The sequence below is a fragment of the Mucilaginibacter angelicae genome (assembly GCF_042434235.1).
GTDB classification, from domain to species: Bacteria; Bacteroidota; Bacteroidia; order Sphingobacteriales; family Sphingobacteriaceae; genus Mucilaginibacter; species Mucilaginibacter angelicae.
Map to the genome: position 1 here is coordinate 1 of NZ_JBHLTS010000059.1, position 20347 is coordinate 20347.

The window sequence follows — 20347 nt, forward strand, 5'->3', positions numbered from 1 at the left end:
AGTCACCTCAATAGAAGGACTGCCCTAAACAGGCTAACATAAAGCCGCCTAAGACACAAAAATAAAAAAATAACTTTTGCATATCAACACAGAATCTAACGCGGCCCCCGCACAACATCACTAAAATCTATGTTGCACGTCAGCACGATTTTTTCCGGGTTTCCCTGGTGGATACTCGCAAAGACGCCAAGACGGCAGCATGTTTCTTTGCGTCTTAGCGCCTTTGCGAGAAATAATTGTATTGAAATTTTTCTAATCCCATAGCCTTCAACTAAGCTTCTCCCTCCTTTATTAGCTTTTAAATTAACATGTTACTAAATTCGAAATCGAAAATCCGAAATCCGAAATCAAAAACCTACTTTTGCAGACTTTTATAAAACATTGTTATGCTTAGAACTCATACCTGCGGCGAATTAAATATCAGCCATTTAGGCCAAACCGTTACTTTATGCGGTTGGGTACAAAAATCGCGCGATTTGGGCGGTACCACTTTTATTGACGTGCGCGACCGTTATGGTTTAACCCAATTGATATTTAACACAGATAGCGATGCCTCCCTGCGCGAAAAAAGCCGCGGGCTGGGCCGCGAATTTGTGATCAAAGTTACCGGTAATGTAATTGAGCGCGCCAGCAAAAACACCAAGATCCCTACCGGCGAAATTGAAATTGCCGTTACTGATATCGAAGTACTTAACGCGGCTAAACTGCCTCCGTTCCTGATTGAGGATGAGACCGATGGTGGTGAGGAATTGCGTGCTAAATACCGTTACCTCGACCTTCGCCGTAACCCTATCCGTAACAACCTGGTGCTTCGCCACAAAATGGCGCAGGAAGTACGTAAATACTTAGATAAGCTTGATTTTATTGAGGTGGAAACCCCGGTACTGATTAAATCGACCCCGGAAGGCGCACGCGATTTTGTGGTGCCAAGCCGCATGAACCCAGGCGAGTTTTACGCCCTGCCGCAATCGCCCCAAACTTTTAAACAATTGCTGATGGTGAGCGGTTTTGACCGTTATTTCCAGATAGTGAAATGTTTCAGAGACGAAGACTTACGTGCCGATCGCCAGCCGGAGTTTACCCAGATTGACTGCGAGCTTTCGTTTGTGAGCCAGGAGGATATCCTGAATATTTTTGAAGGCCTTACCCGCCACCTGTTCAAAACCGTTAAAGGCATTGATTTGGTTGAGCTGCCGCGCATGCTGTATTCTGATGCGATGCGTTTATACGGATCAGACAAACCCGACCTGCGTTTTGGGATGGAGTTTGTTGAACTGAACGATATTGTTAAAGGCAAAGGTTTCAGCATTTTTGATAATGCCGAGCTGGTTGTAGGTATCAATGCCAAAGGTTGTGCAAATTATACCCGTAAACAGGTTGATGAGCTAACCGAATGGTTAAAACGCCCGCAAATTGGCGTTACCGGTATGATCTATTGCCGTTACAATGAGGATGGCACCCTGAAATCATCGGTAGATAAATTTTATAATGAAGATGAACTGACCAACTGGGCTGCAGCTTTCAATGCCGAAAAAGGCGATTTGATGCTGATCCTGGCTGGTGGCGCTGATAAGGTGCGTAAACAACTGAACGAGCTGCGTTTAGAAATGGGCAGCCGTTTAGGCCTGCGCGATAAAAATACTTTTGCACCGCTGTGGGTGGTTGACTTCCCGCTGTTGGAGTGGGATGAGGAAAGTGGCCGTTACCATGCTATGCACCATCCGTTCACTTCGCCAAAGCCAGAGGATATTGCCATGCTTGATACCGAACCAGGGGCTGTACGTGCCAATGCTTATGATTTGGTGATCAACGGAACTGAGATCGGCGGTGGCTCTATCAGGATCCATGATCGTGGCCTGCAATCGCTGATGTTCAAACATCTTGGTTTCTCACCCGAAGAAGCTCAAAAGCAATTTGGCTTTTTGATGGATGCCTTTGAATATGGCGCGCCTCCGCATGGTGGTATCGCTTTTGGGTTCGACCGCCTGGCATCGATCTTTGCCGGTCTGGATTCTATCCGCGATGTGATAGCCTTCCCTAAAAATAACTCGGGCCGCGATGTGATGATCGATTCGCCTTCAACCATTGCCGAAGCACAAATGACCGAGCTAAAAATTAAAACAACGGTTTAATTAACCCAAAACATAAACTAAGCCTCCTTTATTGCAAAGGGGGCTTTTATTTGGATAAGCATCATGAAAAAATACCTTTTATTGTTAAGCGCGGTTATCATTACACTAATATCATGTGATAATTCCGCGAAATTAAACCAGGCCAAACAAGCCAAAACAGACGATTCGCTGATCCGTATTTACCTGAAAGCCAATCCGCAGGTCAAAGTGCAGAAACACCCATCGGGTATTTATTACCAGATCCTGGCCGAAGGCAAAGGAGATCACCCTAACGATAATTCTATGGTTACGGTGAATTATACGGCCGCTATGTTAAATGACATGGTTGTTGATAAAGGCAGCGGTTTTTCGAGCCCGCTTGATCACCTCATTAAAGGCTGGCAGATCGGTATTCCATTGGTAAAAGAAGGCGGCAGCATATTGCTCATCGTACCATCGGGCCTTGCATATGGCGCAAATGGCGTAGGCCGTGTCCCGGAAAACTCCGTATTAATTTTCAATGTTGATTTGACCGAATTTAGATAAGCTTTAAAATAAGTTGAAGTATGTAGCGTTTTGTAGCTTTTATCCGTCAGATTAATTCAAACAGAACTATTAACTAAATGAAGAAATTTCTATTATTCGTATTCGCCCCCCTGGTGATCCTCGCCTCATGCTCAAAAGACAATAAATTCGACGCCTCAAAACAAGCAGCTGCAGATGATGCTGCTATTAAAGCTTACATCGGTACAGATACTGCTTTTCATGCTACTGCCGATGGCTCTGGTGTTTACTACAAAATTGTAACAGCCGGAACAGGCGACCATCCTAAAATTACATCAACCGTTAAAGTAACCTATACAGGAAAATTGCTTGATGGTTCCACTTTTCAGTCGGCTACAATAACCCAGGGCCTTAGCGGGCTCATCGCCGGCTGGCAATCGGGCATTCCATATGCAAAAACCGGTGGCCGGATCATTTTGGTAATCCCGTCAAGGGCAGGCTATGGTAATAGCGCAGCAGGCTCAATTCCCGCAAATTCGGTGTTGGTATTTACAATTGATCTGCTTAGTTTTAGTTAATTTTACTGATCCTATACCCTGAAATGAGAAAGAACCTGTTGCTGTTATTGTTTGTGCCACTCCTGGTACTGTCTGCCTGTTTTAAAGATAAATCGCCCGACCCGAAGCAAACTGTTTTGAATGAGGACGGCAATATCAAAATTTACCTTGCAGCACATCCCGAAATAAGTGCTACAAAAGACACCTCAGGTGTTTACTACCAGATCCTGAACCCGGGCACAGGTACACACGCAGGACCAAATGCAACAGTTACCATTGACTATTCGGGCCAGTTGTTTAGCGGTGTAAGCATTGCGGGCCAAACAGATTACAGCAACAAGTTAAATACTTTATTAACAGGCTGGCAAATAGGTATCCCAATGATTGCTACCGGCGGGCAAATCCTGCTTATTGTTCCTTCAAGGTTAGCTTATGGCGTATATGGCACCAGCCAGGTACCGCCTAACTCCATAGTGATTTTTAATATTACACTTAAAAAGATAGTGCAGTAATCAAACACCAGATATAAAGGCCATCCTAAAAAGGTGGCCTTTATTATTTAAAGCTGCATTGAAAACAACCTTTCGCCTTTGACCTTTATCCTTTCACCTCTAACAGCTATCTTTGTACTGTGAGCGAGAAAACCATTTTAAAACTGCAGTTGCCTACCGATCCGCTTTGGGTTAAAAACGTGGTAGAGAGCAATATTGAAGAAATTTTAACCGATCATGCTTTTTGCGAACAAAAGGCGGCCAGTAATGCTATTACCCTTATTGTTCAAAACCCTAACCTGAGCGAACTGGTGCAGGAAATGGCCTTGCTGGTACAGGAAGAAATGGATCATTTTAAACGCGTACACGATATTATTCTTGAACGCGGCTATATCCTTGGGCGCGAGCGCAAGGATAACTATGTGAACGAGCTCCGGAAATTTATCATCATAGGCGGTGGCCGGGAAGCTCAGCTCATCGACAGGCTGCTGTTTTCGGCGATGATTGAAGCCCGCAGCTGTGAGCGCTTCAAGGTACTCTCCGAAAATATTAATGACAACCAGCTGGCAACCTTTTACCACGAGCTGATGATCAGCGAGGCAACCCACTATTCCATGTTCATCCGCCTGGCAAAAAAATATGCCGAAGAAATTGATGTTGATGCCCGCTGGAAACAATTCCTGGAATATGAAGCCCAGGTGATCCAGAATTATGGCAAGGGTGAAACTATACATGGGTGAAGTTTATAAAAAAGCGTCATTGCGAGTACCATCAGGGAAACCCTGAAAACAACCGTAATGACGTATAAAATATATTTCAAAGATGGTGTGCGGGGGCCGCGTTAGTGATAGTTGCGGATACCGGCCTTGTGGCTAATGCCTCCCGATGGGTATCGGGACAGGTGGTGCAGAGCGGATAGCACGGCCGCAGGCAACGCCCATATTCATAAATCGATCAAAAAAAAAACATACTTAATAATCAATAACTTACAGTCACGTCATTATAAAGCACGAAGCAATCCCAAACTATACAGGGCAATCTGCATAGCCGCTCTGCTAATCGGGGATTGCTTCGTACCTCGCAATGACGTTTTTGTTTTTGAACGGCTTCTAAATCGTAAGTCTAAGTTATTAGCTTGTATAACTTCTTAACCTGAGACTCAAAACTATATACTTACAACTTAGGAAACCTTCATCCACACAAATCTTTAAATAACCGATACCTGCTTTTATTGCTGTAACATAATGCGTTATTTTACATAATGTCGCGTTTTAAAGTATTTTCAGTTGTTATCCACATTGCCGGCTGGCTGCTGTTCATGGCCTTTCCGCTGGTTTTTTTAAATACCCGGGGGCAGGAGGATACTACTATTGGTTCTTTTTTGCAAAAACCTGCTTACTGGTTATTTTGCATCACTTATATCGCCCTTTTTTACAGTAACGCTTATCTGTTCATCCCGCAGTTCTTTTTAACAAAAAAGTATTTGATCTATAGCATTATCTGTATTGTTTTATTAGGTTGTGTTTACATGCTCCGCCCGTTTGACAAGCTGCTCCGAAGCACCGAAGACTGGCGAATGAACAAGGGCATGATGATGCCTGGCCCGCCCCCTTTTGACCGGCCCCGTTTTGGAGATCATGGCCAGGGTGGCCCGCCTTCAGATGCACAGCACCGGTTTTACCGGCCGCCTTATTTCCATCCTGATTCAATGGAGCAAAGAGATGGCTTCGGGCATCCACGCAGGCGGATGCGCCCCCTTGACAGCACCAGTCTGTTTATTTTTTTGATGATCATGGCGTTGAGCACGGCTATAAAAACCGTGCAGCAATGGCAGCTTACCGAGCAGCGCGCCGCCCGTGCCGAAGCCGATAAAACCAACGCCGAACTATCATTCCTGAAAGCGCAGATCAACCCACACTTCCTGTTCAATACGCTTAATAATATCTACACCCTTGCCGCCATTAAAGATGATAATGCCGCCGATAGCATCATGAAGCTCTCGAACATTATGCGCTATGTTACCGACGATGTTATTGAAGATTTTGTTCCGCTGCAAAGCGAAATTGATTGCATCAGCGATTATATCGAACTGCAGCGCCTGCGTATCGGCAAAAACACTACCGTTAATTTTGAGGTTGAAGGCGACATCGATAATAAAAAAATAGCGCCGCTGGTAATGATGACCTTTATTGAAAACGTTTTTAAGTATGGGGTGAGCAAACATGAACCATCTGATATCGATATCAGGATCCATATTCAGGAGCTCAAGATCTCATTCTACTGCAAAAACCGGATCTTTAGCGTACAAAACAGCGAGTACCAGCGCACAGGTATCGGCATAAAAAATACCACACAGCGCCTGGAACATTTATACCCCGGCAGGCATTTGTTAAACATAAGCAGCCTGAATAATGAGTATATTGTTCAACTTACTTTACAAGCTTAAATTATGGTGCTTAAATGTATAGCCATTGATGATGAACCACTGGCCTTAAGGCTGATCAATGAATATGTATCACGCTTCCCGGCGCTGCAAATGGTTAATACATTTGAAGATGCCATAACCGGCGCCGAGTTTTTAAAGAATAATCCCATCGATCTGCTTTTTGTTGATATCAACATGCCTGATATTACCGGGATTGACCTGGTGCGCTCGCTTGAAGTAAAGCCGATGGTGATATTTACTACAGCTTATAAAAACTTTGCGTACGAAGGTTTTGAGCTGGAGGCACTTGATTATATTTTAAAACCCATAGATCTTAAACGCTTTACCAAAGCTGTTGAAAAAGTAATTGATTACCATAAATACAAAAACAAACCCGCTGCCGACGAAACCGACGAAAGCCTGTATGTATACTCCGAATACCGCATGGTTAAGATAGATACGGCTACCATCGAATATATTGAAAGCATGGAGGATTATATCAAGATCCATATTACTAACGCGAAAACCATCCTCACGCTGATGCCCATGAAAAAGGTATTGGAGAAACTACCTTCAACTAAATTTCAGCGCATCCACCGCAGCTATATAGTACCGGTAAGCAAGATTCGATCCATTCAAAATCGCAAAGTACAGCTTACCAATATTGAACTGCCAATAAGTGAAACCTATAACGATTTTGCACGCAACTGGTCAAAACAGAAGTAAAATGAACAATGATTATCTGCTGCGGATGTTTCCCTCCGGTTCATCTTTTTCAATATATTAGTGAGCTTATCCTATTAAATGACCTTAGCAGATAGCAAGACCAAACCACATATTCAGCAGGTTGATTATATCAGGGCAATTGCCTCATTGGCTGTAGCCTTATTTCATCTTGGGGGTAAATCATTGCCGGGTTTGCGCTATGGCTGGTTGGGAGTACAGATGTTTTTCCTGTTATCGGGCTTTATCATTTGCTGGGCTATCCCCGAAAATTATAGCTGGGCTTTGTTCCCCAAATACATTTTAAAGAGGATATCACGTATTGAACCTCCCTATATAGCTTCAATAGTATTAACCATATTAGCCGGGTATGTATTAAACGCAAATTATCGGCCCGATATTAATAACATATTAACCCATTTTGCTTACATCAACAATTTTACGGGGCGGCCATACCTGAGCCCCGTTTACTGGACACTGGGAGTTGAATTTCAGTATTACCTGTTCATCGGCCTCTTTTTTCCTGTTATTATTAAAAAATGGGGGGCCATTTTCCTGCCTGTAATTTGTTTACTGCCTTTATTTGTATCCGTGCCTGGTTCAACGCTGCTAAATGTTTTTCCTTTTTTTGCATTGGGCATTTTATACTACCTGTACCTAACCTGCAAAAAAGGATTAATAGAAGTATTGATATATGGGATAGCGGTAACTGTTATTGGCATTTATACAGCAGGGTGGATGCCCATGCTGGCCGGCCTTTTGGCAATGGCACTTTTGACAATGCCGTTAAGACGCTACCCGGTAGTTTCATTTTTTTCGAAAATATCTTTTTCACTATACCTTACCCATGATGTTGTTGGGAGTAGCCTTGTGGCTTTTATGGGCATGCACCTGCCCAAAACACTTGCCTTTAAAGCCCTTGAGTTTTTAACGGGCATTGTTGTCAGTATCTGTTTTGCCTACCTGTTTTATCGCCTGGTTGAACTGCCCTGTTTAAGATTATCTAAAAAGATCAGGTACTGATCATATACAGGCGTTTTAAACTCTTTTCGACCTCATTTTTAATTCACCTATACAAAGCTGTTATTCATCGATACATTGTTGATGAAAACCGGCCATGCCCGCATATTTATGGTATAAACCAATTATAACCCCATAAATGGTTTATATAATACCCCTTTTCATAATAGTTGCGATAGTAGCGTCTGTATGTTAGTAGTCATGCAGGCGCTTTTTTAAACCAGTATTCCGTTGGAAGCAAAAAAGTTAACCCTCCTAATCAGCTTTTTTCTCATCTTATTAGTTAGTAAATCAAATGCGCAAAGCCTTGGCGATCCGGTAGTGAGCATCACTTTTGGCTCAGGCAGCTCAACACATTCGGGAGCACTGCCCGCTGATTCCGGTTCAACGAGCTATCCTTACACCAGCGCCGATTTCCCGGGTGATGGTTATTATACCATTGAAAATACTACCGCGGGTGCGGGTAATGTTTGGTGGTCGGCTACAGACCATACCGGCAATACGGGCGGCTATATGATGGTGGTAAATGCCAGCGTATCCAAAACCGATTATTTTTATAAACGGACCATCACTGGCTTGTGCTCTAATACAACCTACCAGTTTTCGGCCTGGGTGGTCAATTTGTTAAGGAGCAATGATATCAGTCCGCCAAATATCACCTTCGCTATTGAAAAAACAGACGGCACAACCATCCAAAGTTTTACCACTGGTACCATTGCCCGCACCAGCGGCAATTACCAGTGGATACAGAAGTCATTTAACTTTACCCTGCCTGCAGGTGTTGGCGACGTGGTGATCAAGATGATCAATAACAGCGCCGGCGGCGCTCCTGCAAATGACCTTGCTATTGATGATATTGTTTTCAGGCCTTATGGGCCTGTGATAGCAGCAAGCTTCAGCAGTTCAAGTTCAACAATCACGGCATCGGCCTGTTCAGATGTGCCGCAAACTTATATACTCAGCACCACTATTCCCAGCGGGTATACCGTTTTATGGCAATACAAAAATGGTAACGGCGCCTGGACGGATTTTACCGGGGCGAGCAGCACCAGTTCCAGTTATACAATAACTTCACCAACGGTAGCCGGTACTTATTATTACCGCGCGGTAACCGCCCAGGCAGGTAATATTAATTCGGCGCTTTGCCGCTCGGCGTCTAATGTGCTTACACTCACGGTTGGTGCCCCACCTTCCTCAACAGCAACAGCCAATACACCGGTTTGTGCCGGTACAACTTTATCGCTAAGCGCATCAACCGGGGTAAGCTATCAATGGACTGGACCAAACGGCTTTACATCAGCTGTTCAAAGTCCAACTATCAGTAATGTAACCGCGGCGGCGGCGGGTACTTATTCTGTTACGGTTAAATCATCATCGGGGTGCGAGGTTGTAGTACCCGTGACTGTTGTAGTGAATGCCCAGCCTGTTGCAGCCGTTGATGCAGTGGAACCAATTTGCGAGGGTAGTTCGGTTACCTTAAATGCCAGCGGGGGTTCAACCTATTCATGGTTACCTGTTACCGGGCTTTCGGATGCCAATATTGCCAACCCCGTTGCCAGCCCTACAGACAATACACTTTATACCGTAACAGTAAGTAATGGCACCTGTACCTCAACAGCCACAGTACAGGTAAACGTGCTTAAAAAGCCGGTAGCAAATGCCGGCCCCGACAGGTACATCACCCAGGGACAGTCAACCACCCTTAATGGCAGCACCAAAGGAACCAACGTAAGCTATTACTGGACTCCGACCGATAACCTGAGCAGCAGCCTTGAACTTACGCCTACTGCTTCGCCATTGGAAGATATTACTTACACGCTGCATGTGGCATCAAACGTCGGTTGCGGAGATGAAGCTATCGATCAGGTGTTTGTGCGGGTTTATAAAAAAGTGGTTATCCCAAATACTTTTACCCCTAATGGCGATGGTATTAACGATACCTGGAACATCGAGGCACTTGACACTTATCCCACCTCAACAACACAGGTATTTAACCGCTACGGCGGGCTGGTGTTTAAAAGCACCGGCTACCCCAAAGCCTGGGACGGCAGATCCAACGGACAGGACATTCCATCGGGTACATATTATTATGTAATTGATTTAAAAAATGGGAATGTAATGAGTGGCTGGGTGATGGTGGTTCGTTAGTTTTTGGGTTCATGGTTCATAGATGATGGTTCATAGCAGAAATCAGCAGGTAGTAACAATCCGCAAACATCCATGAACTATGAACCGTTACCCATGAACTATCATCTATGAACCATGAACTACCCCTACCACATTCAGCAAATAATTATCCATCATATCAATATCCACCACATCATTTAAAAAGCCGATATGCATATCGGGGCGGACGACAAGGGCTTTCTTTTGATTTTCCTTAATATCGAAAGCATCAAAAATGTGCTGGTTTTTTGCTGAAGGGGGCAGGTAAAAAAAGTTAAGGCTGGCCCCGTAGTTTTGGGTGATCCATTTGGCTACGGTAAACAGGTCGAGCTCCTTGAGTTTGCCTAAACAGATGAGCGTAAAACCCGGCTTGCCGCACCATTCATGCAGGTCGGTTTCCAGTTGCCGCTTTTCGTCGAATACTTTGAGGAAAGGCAGCCGGTCGCCTGCTTTGATCTGGCTGGCTTGGCTCAGGTTAAGGTTTATTGTGCTGTCGCGATAGGAAATTCCGGTTTGTGAGACCCGTTTAAAAAAAGCCTCGCGCAAATTGGGCTTGCTCCATACCCATTTTAAAACAATAGGTAGCAAATACTTTTTCAGTAAATTAACAAACCAGTTGCGCGACAGGATCATTTTAAAAATACGGTCGGTAGTGTTGAGCAGGTCTTTGGCTACAGGCATCCTTTCCGGCGCGTAGCTGTCCAACACCGATACCTTAAGCTGGTTATTAACCACACCTGCCATTTTCCAGGCCAGGTTATAGGCATCCTGCAAGCCGGTGTTCATGCCCTGCCCGCCAACCGGCGAGTGGATATGCGCGGCATCACCAATTAAAAAGCAGCGCTGCTCCCTGAACTTATCGGCCATGCGGTGGTGCAGGCGATAGGTGGTGAACCAGTTAGTATGCTCAACGATGATCTGCTGCCTGGTTACATCCCGCAAATGCGGTAATACTTCTTCAATTTGAAGTTCATCCTTTTTATCAAACTCGTCGGGCAGGTTCCCTACTACGCGGTAGCTCCGCTCGTCGGGCATGGGGAAAAAGCCCGCAAAACCTTTTTTTGAGAGGAACAGGTTAACCTTATCACCAAAATCAGCCTCTATTTTAATATCGGCTAAATAAAACTGGTGCTGGTAGGTATCGCCATTAAACGGGATGTTCAATTGCTTGCGTACAGTGCTGTGCGCGCCATCGGCTGCAACCAGCCAGTCGCAGGTGATGGTTTGTTTGTCTTCGCCGCTTTGCACCTGCAGGGTTACCTTATCGGCATCCTGGGTTAATGACAGCAGTGATGTGTTCCAGTATACCGGGCAACAATTAAGGGTAATAAAATCAAGCAATAGCCGCTCGTTTTTACTCTGCGGGTACATCTGGATAAAAGGAAAAGCAGTTTGCGTTTCGCCAACGTTAGCAAGCGAAAGACTGGCAACCTCTTCGCCCTCCTGGTTAAACTGTACACCGCCGCCCCGTTTACCGTCACTGAGAACTTTATCGATAACGCCCATCTGGCGGTAGATTTCCATAGAACGCGACTGAACAGCCAGCGCCTTTGAATGCATGGTTGGCCCCTGTTTGCTATCAATAATTACCGGCTGCACACCATAACGTAAAAGCTGGGCGGCCATCATCAAACCCGATGGACCGGCGCCTACTATTACTACCTGGGTATGCTGCTGGCTTATGGTCATTTATTGCTGTGGTAGAGTAAAAAGATGGTTGGGCGTTTATGCAGTTCCGGAACTTTCTTTTGCCATTCGGCAATGGTTTTGGTTTGCACAAACTCGGTAGCGGCGGTAAGGTCGCAGGCTATGCAAAGTTTTGTTTTGGGATTACCCGTTTTCAGGATCTCCTCCAGCATAGGGTTATTGCGGAAAGGGGTTTCGATAAACATTTGGGTTTGATCAAGTTTTACGGCTGTATTTTCAAGCTCTTTGATCTTCTTAGCCCGAAGCACTTTATCAATGGGCAGGTACCCATGAAAAGCAAAGCTTTGCCCACTAAAACCCGAAGCCATCAGCGCCAGTAAAATAGAGCTCGGGCCAACCAAAGGCACAACCTTAATACCCATGCGGTGGGCTTTATCAACAATCTCGGCACCAGGATCGGCTACGCCAGGGCAGCCCGCCTCGCTCATCAGGCCAACATCATTACCTGCCTGCAGGCCTTTAAAAAAATCGGCATTGCCCGTTTCGCGGTTATGTTTACCATAATCGTGAATAACCAATTCGCTTTGCGGGATTTTTAATCCGGCCTCTTTTAAAAAGCGGCGGGCGGTTTTTTCATTCTCCACAATGTACTCTTTGATACTATTTATGGTATCGGTAAGATAGGGCGTAAATGATTTTGCGGCCGCTTCATCGGCCAATGGTACGGGAATTAAATATAGGGTTCCATAGGGCATATTGCAAAGTTGGTGTTTTTTGTTTAATTTAAGCTATCAAAAGGAGACGGAAAAATGAAGCAATTAGGCGCAAACTGGTTTATTGAAGGTCATATTGATTTTGAATACAAAAAATATATCCTGTTAAGCTACCTGCAGGAAATTAACAGCCACTTTGATAACAGCCGGTTATACCCCAACCTGGCCGATCTGATATTCCACTACAATAACCTCATCGATTTTAAAAAGAATAAGTCGCTGTTACAGCAGGCCTTTCCGCAGCGCTTAACCCAGGCCGATATTGATGCTGTAAAGCTTACCTATCAAAAAATCATCAGGGACGATCAAAGCATGCAGGAAATAGAGCAGATCATTACTTACGCCCTCAGCAAAATGGATCCGGCCATAAAAACCGGCAGGGACATTTATGATTTTGTAGAAAGCCATGTTAATATCGATCCGGTAGGCATCATACCCCTAATGCCTTATCATGGTTACTTTTCGTTACATAACGGCAAGGAAAGCACCAACCGGATCTACGAGTACCAGATCACTATTTTTGAAGGCAAGGACGATAAATACCGCGGCATCAACATCTCTTTTATTGATACCTATGAGCAAAGTATAACCAATACCCCCGAAAGCATTAAACTGCACCTTATTAACCGTAACAAGTTTATGCCCAATCCTGCGGTTTACTATGTACACAGCGATATCACTTTTCCGCTTGAGCAAACGCTGCTGCCTGTGGCTAAAAGAAGTTTAGTGAAGTATATCTCGAATGCGGCGTAAATGTCCCTGCTTGCTACAAGTTGTAGAATCCAGACTTACGAAGTTTTAAAAACTTCGTAAGTCTTCAACTGCTTCTCTTATTTTAGGGTAAGTTCATGAATCCCTATGCTCATGACATGTTATATAAATGTGCATACACACAATAACCTCACAACAATTATAAAAACAACAGGAATCCAATCAAAAAAACGCCCCTAAAAAAACATATAGGTTACATGCTTTAATACCTGGCGTAGTTTTTCAAGGGCAATGCCCATCTGGCGTTCAACGGTTTTGGGGGAGATGTTGAGTTGTACGGCTATTTCGCGGTACTTCATATCGCTGAAACGGCTCAGCACAAAAATCTCGCGGCATTTTTCGGGGAGGGTAGCAATAGCTGCTTCTATCTGCAAGGCAAGCTCCTTTTCTTCCAATCCGTTTTCGAGCGTATTGCGCAGCTCATCAAACAGGTTGTTTTTTTCGAGATAATTAACGTAAAGGTTTTCTATTTTCTGGCGCTTGAGATAATTGAGGCTCCGGTTTTGCACCATTTTAAAAAGATAGGAGCTTACCGATGCACAAAAGGAAACCTCATGCCCGCGCTCCCAGAGGTGGGTAAATACATCGGCAGTAATTTCTTCGGCAACGGTTAAATCGTTCACAAAACGGTTGGAAAACAAGGTTAACCGGGTATAGTATAGCCTAAACAGGGTTTCAAACGCTTTTGCATCACCCTGTGTAAATGTGGTTATAGGTAGTTTGTTTTCCTGGATCATTAATCCTGCCTTTAATTAATCCGAATACTTTTTAAAAAACTTTAACAAGTTACGAATTTTTTAGTTCTGTATCAAATTTAATATGGAAATAATGAAAAGCTAACCCTAAACATTCTGTAAAAAAACAGTTACGCGCAATATGAAGGGTGCGTTTCAACGAAAAGCCGAATAAACAGCACTGCCTAAACCAACCCTTCAGGCTGCAATAAAACACAGAGGAAGTTTATTGATATAAAGCCGTTACTTTTTGAATATAAGACCTCCCTTGAAAACCATATATACAGATGTAAGGTTACTAATATCTTCGAGCGGGTTCTTGTTCAGCACCAAAAGGTCAGCTGCTTTACCGGGGGATATAGTCCCCTTTGTACTGTCGATATGTAATGCTTTTGTGCCATTTAATGTAGCTGATATAATGGCATCTATTGGCGTGAAACCAGCATCATTTACCAGTAATTTTATTTCATTCTGCACAAATTCCTCCTGGTCATCGTCGGTACCGGCACATATTTCCACTCCGGCTTTATAGGCATTGGCTGTTATGCGTTTTCCTATTTCATAATCGTACTGCATTGCGGTGTCTGTTTCAGCCCATTTTTTGTAGGTGAGCAGCGTTGCATCCAGTATAGTGCCATGCTGTTTCATCAGGTTAAACAAATCTGCCATCTGGGATACGGTGTTATCCCAAAATTCCTTTGTGTGTCGTTGGTTTTTCCACGAATCCGGAATCTTATCAAATTTTTCATGCACCAGTAACGGCGCATGCGAAATTGAGCCTATGCCTGCTTTCACCAGATCGGAGGGTTTGGCCATTTGAAGCCAGGCATGTCCCCATACAATCATTCCCTGCCTGGTTGCTTCACTTATGATCTTACCGGCCAGTCCCGGAGATAAATCAGCATATAATTTTATTCCGGTGGCGCCAGTGCCTTTTGCTGCGGCAACGGCCAAAGGCATATTTGTACTATCTGTAACCGCCAGCATATAGGGCATTTTACCCGCGATAGCCCCTTTGGTAGAACTCCCCGTCCTCGGGTCGCTAAAAAAAGCTGGCCCGGCCATCAATGCAGAATAATAAATATAAGGTGAAACAATATCTCCCATGAGTGCATCACGCGATAAGCCTGCAAGTGTGCGTGCGTCGCCGGCCATATCTCTCACTGTTGTAATACCACTATATAGCATCTGTTGCAGTACACTAAGCGTATGCGCCCGGTTATCGGTTCCTGACGGATCTGTTGCAAAGTGTACATGGGTATCAATCAAGCCGGGGAGCAGGTATTTTCCCTTTAACGAAAGGATGTGATAAGAAGCCGGGATAGGCCGGGTTCCATCCTTAAAAACTTCCCGGATAACAGCGCTGTCAATAATTACCGTTTGCCCGGCAAGGGACAACCGGTAATTGGCATCAATAATTGTGAGCCCGGTCAACGCCATACGGCCGAGTGAAACCTGCGCATGTGAAAAATCGCACAGCAGCAGGGAGGGGATAAATAAAAGGAGCGGCCGTATCCATCTCATAGCCATAAAGATAGTTAATGAAATATAACGGAGCTCGATAATTTATGGTAAATTATAAAATTGAAAAATATTTCATATCGTTTTGAGGGTATCCGTTTTTTCAATTGTCTTAACGATAATATTACAAATGGATAACGAAGAAGTAAAACTACTGTTAGTAAAATACATAACCGGCGAAGCTACCGCACAGGAGCTTGAGCAGGTTAAACAATGGATAAGTGCGCACCCGGAGAACGAGCAGTATTTTGTACAGCTGTATGAAACATGGCATAATATGCTTTACCTGCAGCCAGCGGTTGTAAATAAAGATAATGCCTATAACAAATTCTCGGCCGACATGGAGCCAAAGCAGCCATCACGCTATGCAAGGCTGATCACCTGGGGCAAAGCTGCTGCAGCCATTGCTTTACTGGCCACGGTTACTGCCACCTTATATAACAGGTACTCAAAAAATGTTGAAAGTGTAAGGCAGATAGCCGTTACCCCTGGTTCGATAAAAAAAGTTGTTTTGAGCGATGGCACGCAGGTTTGGCTTAACGCGGGCAGTAAGCTTAATTATACAGCCGATTTTGGTAAAACAACCCGTACCGTTTACCTGGAGGGCGAAGCTTTTTTTGACATCGCCCCCGGCAAAAAGGAGATCCCTTTTATTGTTAACACAAAAAACTATACCATAAGGGATATCGGCACTAAGTTTAACCTTAAAGCATATGCTTCCGACCCGTTCTTTGAAACCACCGTGGTGAAAGGGGAGGTATCGGTTGAGGGTAATGTAGATAATAACGCACATGAAATGAGCCGCATTTATGTAAAGCCGCGGCAGGTGCTCCGCATCTATTATCACCCAAAAAAGGAAAACTACAGCTACGCGGCCCCCGAGCCAAAAAGCCTCAACGAGATCCAGGTATCAGAGATCGACTCGGCAAAGCTTGACCGCTATGACGGCTGGAAGGAAAACCTGCTGGTATTTGACGGCACCACACTCAGTGAGATAGCTAAAGTACTGGAGCGCAGGTATAATGTAACAATAAACATGACCGATGCCGAATTGAGCAACATCCGTTATTCGGGGAGTTTTAAAAACATCCCGAGCATTGATAAAGTGCTGGCTATTATAAAAGCTAATACGGCTATCAATTATTCGGTAAACGGCAATACTGTAAACATTACACGAAACAACAATAATGATTAATCTAACTAAAAAGGAAACTATGATTAAAAACTAACATTCTCTTTTACATAAAAAAAACCCGGATGTGCTACCAACACGCCCGGGCCTAAAGCAATCAAAGCTAATACCCTACGCTTGGGGAAGCATCGTATTAACTGATTAACAAACAAATTTATGATTAATTTTTACAGAAAGTCCAGTCTGGCTGCAAGCCCGTGGCAAAAAACAATCAAAATTATGAAGCTGGTAACCGTTCTGCTCTTAACGGGCATTATGCAAATACACGCTGCCGCTTATTCACAAAACGTTTACAACTTTAGTGTAAACAATATTTCTGTTAAGCAAATGTTTAAGCAGATTGAAAAAAGCAGTAAATACACTGTTTTTTACCGGCTTGACCAGGTTGATGTTGACAAGAAAATAAACGTGGACGTGCAGGACGCACCCATTGAAACCGTGATGCAGAAGGTGCTGCAAAAACAGCCCTTAACCTTCCAGGTAGTTGATGATATCATTATCATAAAACCGGCCGATGAAAAACCGATTGTTACTTTAACCGTAACCGGTGTGGTTAAAGACATTAGCGGCCAACCCTTACCGGGCGTAAGCGTAAAGCTCAGGGGCAGTAATTTGGGTACAGTTACCGACATATATGGTAAATATACCCTTACCATGCCCGATGGCAACGGAACGCTTGAATTTGGCTTTTTAGGTTTTACCGCACAAGCAGTACCTGTTAAGGGACAAACAACCATTAATGTAACCCTGCTTGAAGAGTCAAAAGCGCTGAACGAGGTGGTTGTAGTTGGTTATACCACCCAGAAAAAGAAGGACCTTACCGGCGCTGTTGCTGTAGTTAACGTTAAAGACCTTAATAAACAGGCTTCGTCATCAGTTATCAACCAGTTACAGGGCCAGGCATCGGGTGTTACGGTTACCGGTTCGGGCCAGCCGGGCGAAGAGCCGCAGATCCACATCCGTGGCTTTAATACCTTTGGCATCAATACGCCTTTATATATAGTTGATGGTGTGGAAACAACCGATGTAAGTACCATTAACCCTAATGATGTTGAATCGTTCCAGGTGTTGAAAGACGCCAGCTCTGCATCAATTTATGGTTCAAGGGCGGCCAACGGTGTTATTATCATCACCACCAAAAGAGGTAAGGGTAAAGTAAACATCCAGTACGATGCTTATTATGGCACACAAAAACCTAAAGGCGGCAATGTTTGGGATATTTTAAGTCCTAAAGAGATGGCTACCCTGAAAATGACCGCGCAGAAAAACTCGGGTATTACCGATTTCACCGATGCACAATACAATCCGGATGGCACCAGTTCAACCTACACCCTGCCAGACTATATCACTCCGGCCGGTGCAAAAGCAGGCGATCCATCTGTTAACCCATCGCTTTACTATGTGAACCCCAACTTCACATCGCCAGATGATTACAACAGCTTTTACCGCATAACCAAGGCCAACAAAGCCGGTACCGACTGGTATCATGCTATTTTTAACAGCGCGCCGATGACAAGCCATAACCTTTCGGTTAGCGGCAGCAGTGACCAGGCCAGCTATTTATTCTCCCTTAATTATTTCAACCAGCAGGGTACTTTGATTGATACCTATCAAAAAAGGTATAGCCTGCGTTCAAATACAACCTTCAACTTAACCAAACACATCCGCATAGGCGAAAACCTGGCTTATACCATCACTAAAAATCCTAAAGTAAGTACCAACGATCCGGATGGTGTGATCACGATGGCCATTCGTGAGCAGCCTATTATTCCTGTTTATGACATTAAAGGGAATTACGCAGGTAGCTATGGTGCAGGATTAGGTGATGCCAACAACCCGGTTGCTATCCAAAACCGTTCGGCTGTTAATGGCGCTATTGATTACCGCATATTAGGAAATATTTTTGCCGAAGCGGATATCATCAAAGGTCTTACTTTACGAACAAGCTTTGGCGGTGATATTGCTAACGGACACGACCATGCTTTTTCTTATCCAACTTATGAAAACGTTGAAAACTCGTTAACAAACAGCTACAGCGAAGATTCATACAGCAATTACAATTACCTGTGGACAAACACGCTAACTTATCAGCGGGAATTCGGGAAGCATAGTATAAAAGCCCTGGTAGGTACGGAAGCTGTTTCATATTATAACTCCAGCCTCGGCGCTAACAGCAAAAACTATTACTCGTTTGATCCTAACTATGTAAACCTTTCAACCGGTACGCCGGGCAGCAACTACAGTAATAAAAGCTCCCATTCGCTTTTCTCAGAGTTTGCGCGCCTGGATTATGCTTATGACGATAAGTATTTGTTCAACTCCACAATCCGTAGGGATGGTGCATCTGAATTTTCGGAAAATAACAAATACGGTTATTTCCCGTCATTTAGCGCAGGCTGGCGCATATCGCAGGAAAGCTTCCTGAAAGATACCAAATGGATCACCGACTTAAAGCTAAGGGGTGGCTGGGGCATTATGGGTAACCAGATCAATATCAACCCCGAAAATGCCTTCACTACATTTAATACGGCTATAGGCCAGTCGTATTATCCTATAAACGGCGGACCTAACATTGTTCCTGGCTTCTTCCAGGCGCAGATAGCTAACCCTAATGCTAAATGGGAAAAAGATATCAACACCAACTTTGGTTTTGATGCAACCTTGTTTAACGGAAAAATTTCAATCACTGCCGACTATTATCGCAAAGATATCCGCGACCTTTTATTTGATGCCCCTCAACTGGGCACAGCAGGTAACGGAGCGGTACCGTTCATAAACGTTGGTAAAATGAAAACTGACGGTCTTGATATATCTGTAACCGGCAACTTCAAAGCCAGCAGCGACCTGAGCTTTACCACTACAGGAACATTTACTACCTACAATAACAAAATTAAAACGGTATCAACCGGTGCCGATTATTTTTATGGCGATCACGCTGGCAGGTTAGATAACTTTATAAGCCGTAACCAGGTTGGTCACTCACTGGGCGAATTTTACGGTTACCAAACAGATGGCTTCTGGAATTCACAGGCCGAAATAGACGCAGCCAATGCATCAGCACAAAAAATTACAGGCAACCCCGATGATGTTTACCAAACGGACGTTAAAGTTGGCCGTTTTAAATATAAAGACGTAAACGGCGACGGGATAATTACCGATGCCGACCGTACTTTTATTGGCAACCCTAACCCTAAAGTTACTGCAGGGCTTAACCTTGGTGTCAGCTACAAAAACTTTGATGCCAGTGTATTCTTTTATGGTTCATTTGGTGGCCAGATCTGGAACAACGTAAAATACTGGACAGATTTTTACTCATCATTTGAAACCGCTAAAAGCCGTACCGCATTGTATGACTCGTGGACACCAACTAATCACAACGCAAAAGCGCCTATCCAGGAGCTTGATGCCTCAACCAGCAGCGGTTCAACACCAAACTCTTACTTTGTTGAAAACGGCACTTACGTAAGGATGCGTAACGCGCAGATCGGTTATTCATTTAACCTGAACAGCCTGAAGAAAATAGGGGTACAAAAACTAAGGATCTATGCTTCGGCAACCAACCTGTTTACCATTACCGGTTACAAGGGTGTTGATCCTGAGCTGGGCGGCTCTACCAGCACGTTCGGCATTGACGAGGGTAGCTATGGCAGTCCGCGCACATTTTTATTCGGTGTTAACTTTTCATTATAACAGATTATTCAAGAAGGATTAC

Annotated in this window: 16 protein-coding genes; 12 read left to right on the forward strand and 4 right to left on the reverse strand. The window is 44.2% G+C overall.

Annotated elements, in window-relative coordinates; all coding sequences use genetic code 11:
• Nucleotides 1-386 precede the first annotated feature (386 nt).
• From aspS to ACFFGT_RS19815, 9 genes are all read left to right on the forward strand, one after another.
• Nucleotides 387-2132, forward strand: coding sequence for an aspartate--tRNA ligase (gene aspS, locus ACFFGT_RS19775; protein ID WP_377024241.1), 1746 nt, complete (start codon nucleotides 387-389; stop codon nucleotides 2130-2132).
• Nucleotides 2133-2195: 63 nt separating this feature from the next.
• Entirely contained in the window at nucleotides 2196-2657 is a 462-nt protein-coding gene (locus tag ACFFGT_RS19780) for an FKBP-type peptidyl-prolyl cis-trans isomerase (protein WP_377024242.1), read from the forward strand.
• Nucleotides 2658-2734: 77 nt separating this feature from the next.
• The gene (locus ACFFGT_RS19785; protein ID WP_377024243.1) at nucleotides 2735-3193 is read left to right on the forward strand and encodes an FKBP-type peptidyl-prolyl cis-trans isomerase; all 459 of its coding nucleotides are present in this window, start codon (nucleotides 2735-2737) and stop codon (nucleotides 3191-3193) included.
• Between the two features lie 23 nt (nucleotides 3194-3216).
• Entirely contained in the window at nucleotides 3217-3684 is a 468-nt protein-coding gene (locus ACFFGT_RS19790) for an FKBP-type peptidyl-prolyl cis-trans isomerase (RefSeq protein ID WP_377024244.1), read from the forward strand.
• A gap of 119 nt (nucleotides 3685-3803) precedes the next feature.
• Nucleotides 3804-4403 carry a MiaE family protein gene (locus ACFFGT_RS19795; RefSeq protein WP_377024245.1) on the forward strand — a complete coding sequence of 200 codons (600 nt, stop codon included), beginning with the start codon at nucleotides 3804-3806 and terminating at the stop codon, nucleotides 4401-4403.
• Nucleotides 4404-4924: 521 nt separating this feature from the next.
• Entirely contained in the window at nucleotides 4925-6109 is a 1185-nt protein-coding gene (locus ACFFGT_RS19800) for a sensor histidine kinase (RefSeq protein ID WP_377024246.1), read from the forward strand.
• Between the two features lie 3 nt (nucleotides 6110-6112).
• Complete coding sequence (locus tag ACFFGT_RS19805; RefSeq protein WP_377024247.1) at nucleotides 6113-6814, forward strand: LytR/AlgR family response regulator transcription factor; 702 nt, start codon at nucleotides 6113-6115, stop codon at nucleotides 6812-6814.
• Between the two features lie 78 nt (nucleotides 6815-6892).
• Nucleotides 6893-7834 (forward strand): acyltransferase family protein, encoded by a 942-nt coding sequence (locus ACFFGT_RS19810; protein WP_377024248.1) that lies wholly within the window; start codon nucleotides 6893-6895, stop codon nucleotides 7832-7834.
• A 228-nt stretch (nucleotides 7835-8062) separates the two neighbouring features.
• Complete coding sequence (locus ACFFGT_RS19815; protein ID WP_377024249.1) at nucleotides 8063-9979, forward strand: T9SS type B sorting domain-containing protein; 1917 nt, start codon at nucleotides 8063-8065, stop codon at nucleotides 9977-9979.
• A gap of 105 nt (nucleotides 9980-10084) precedes the next feature.
• Here the strand turns inward: ACFFGT_RS19815 and ACFFGT_RS19820 are convergent, their stop codons facing one another.
• Nucleotides 10085-11686 (reverse strand): FAD-dependent monooxygenase, encoded by a 1602-nt coding sequence (locus ACFFGT_RS19820; protein ID WP_377024250.1) that lies wholly within the window; start codon nucleotides 11684-11686, stop codon nucleotides 10085-10087.
• On the reverse strand, nucleotides 11683-12399 hold the full coding sequence (locus ACFFGT_RS19825; protein WP_377024251.1) for an SAM-dependent methyltransferase: 717 nt from the start codon (nucleotides 12397-12399) through the stop codon (nucleotides 11683-11685). The genes ACFFGT_RS19820 and ACFFGT_RS19825 overlap by 4 nt, the downstream gene beginning before the upstream one ends.
• Nucleotides 12400-12453: 54 nt before the next feature.
• Here ACFFGT_RS19825 and ACFFGT_RS19830 point away from each other — a divergent pair, with 54 nt between their 5' ends.
• Nucleotides 12454-13170 carry a hypothetical protein gene (locus tag ACFFGT_RS19830; RefSeq protein WP_377024252.1) on the forward strand — a complete coding sequence of 239 codons (717 nt, stop codon included), beginning with the start codon at nucleotides 12454-12456 and terminating at the stop codon, nucleotides 13168-13170.
• 194 nt (nucleotides 13171-13364) lie between these two features.
• On the opposite strand, the gene ACFFGT_RS19835 is transcribed toward ACFFGT_RS19830, so the two are convergent.
• The gene (locus ACFFGT_RS19835; RefSeq protein WP_377024253.1) at nucleotides 13365-13925 is read right to left on the reverse strand and encodes an RNA polymerase sigma-70 factor; all 561 of its coding nucleotides are present in this window, start codon (nucleotides 13923-13925) and stop codon (nucleotides 13365-13367) included.
• Nucleotides 13926-14165: 240 nt separating this feature from the next.
• Nucleotides 14166-15446, reverse strand: a complete 1281-nt coding sequence (locus tag ACFFGT_RS19840) for an amidohydrolase family protein (RefSeq protein ID WP_377024254.1) — start codon at nucleotides 15444-15446, stop codon at nucleotides 14166-14168.
• 127 nt (nucleotides 15447-15573) lie between these two features.
• On the opposite strand from ACFFGT_RS19840, the gene ACFFGT_RS19845 reads away from it, so the two are divergent.
• Nucleotides 15574-16638: a FecR family protein gene (locus ACFFGT_RS19845; RefSeq protein ID WP_377024255.1), complete on the forward strand. Its 1065-nt coding sequence runs from the start codon at nucleotides 15574-15576 to the stop codon at nucleotides 16636-16638.
• A 216-nt stretch (nucleotides 16639-16854) separates the two neighbouring features.
• On the forward strand, nucleotides 16855-20325 hold the full coding sequence (locus ACFFGT_RS19850; protein ID WP_377024256.1) for a TonB-dependent receptor: 3471 nt from the start codon (nucleotides 16855-16857) through the stop codon (nucleotides 20323-20325).
• The last annotated feature ends 22 nt before the right edge of the window (nucleotides 20326-20347 follow it).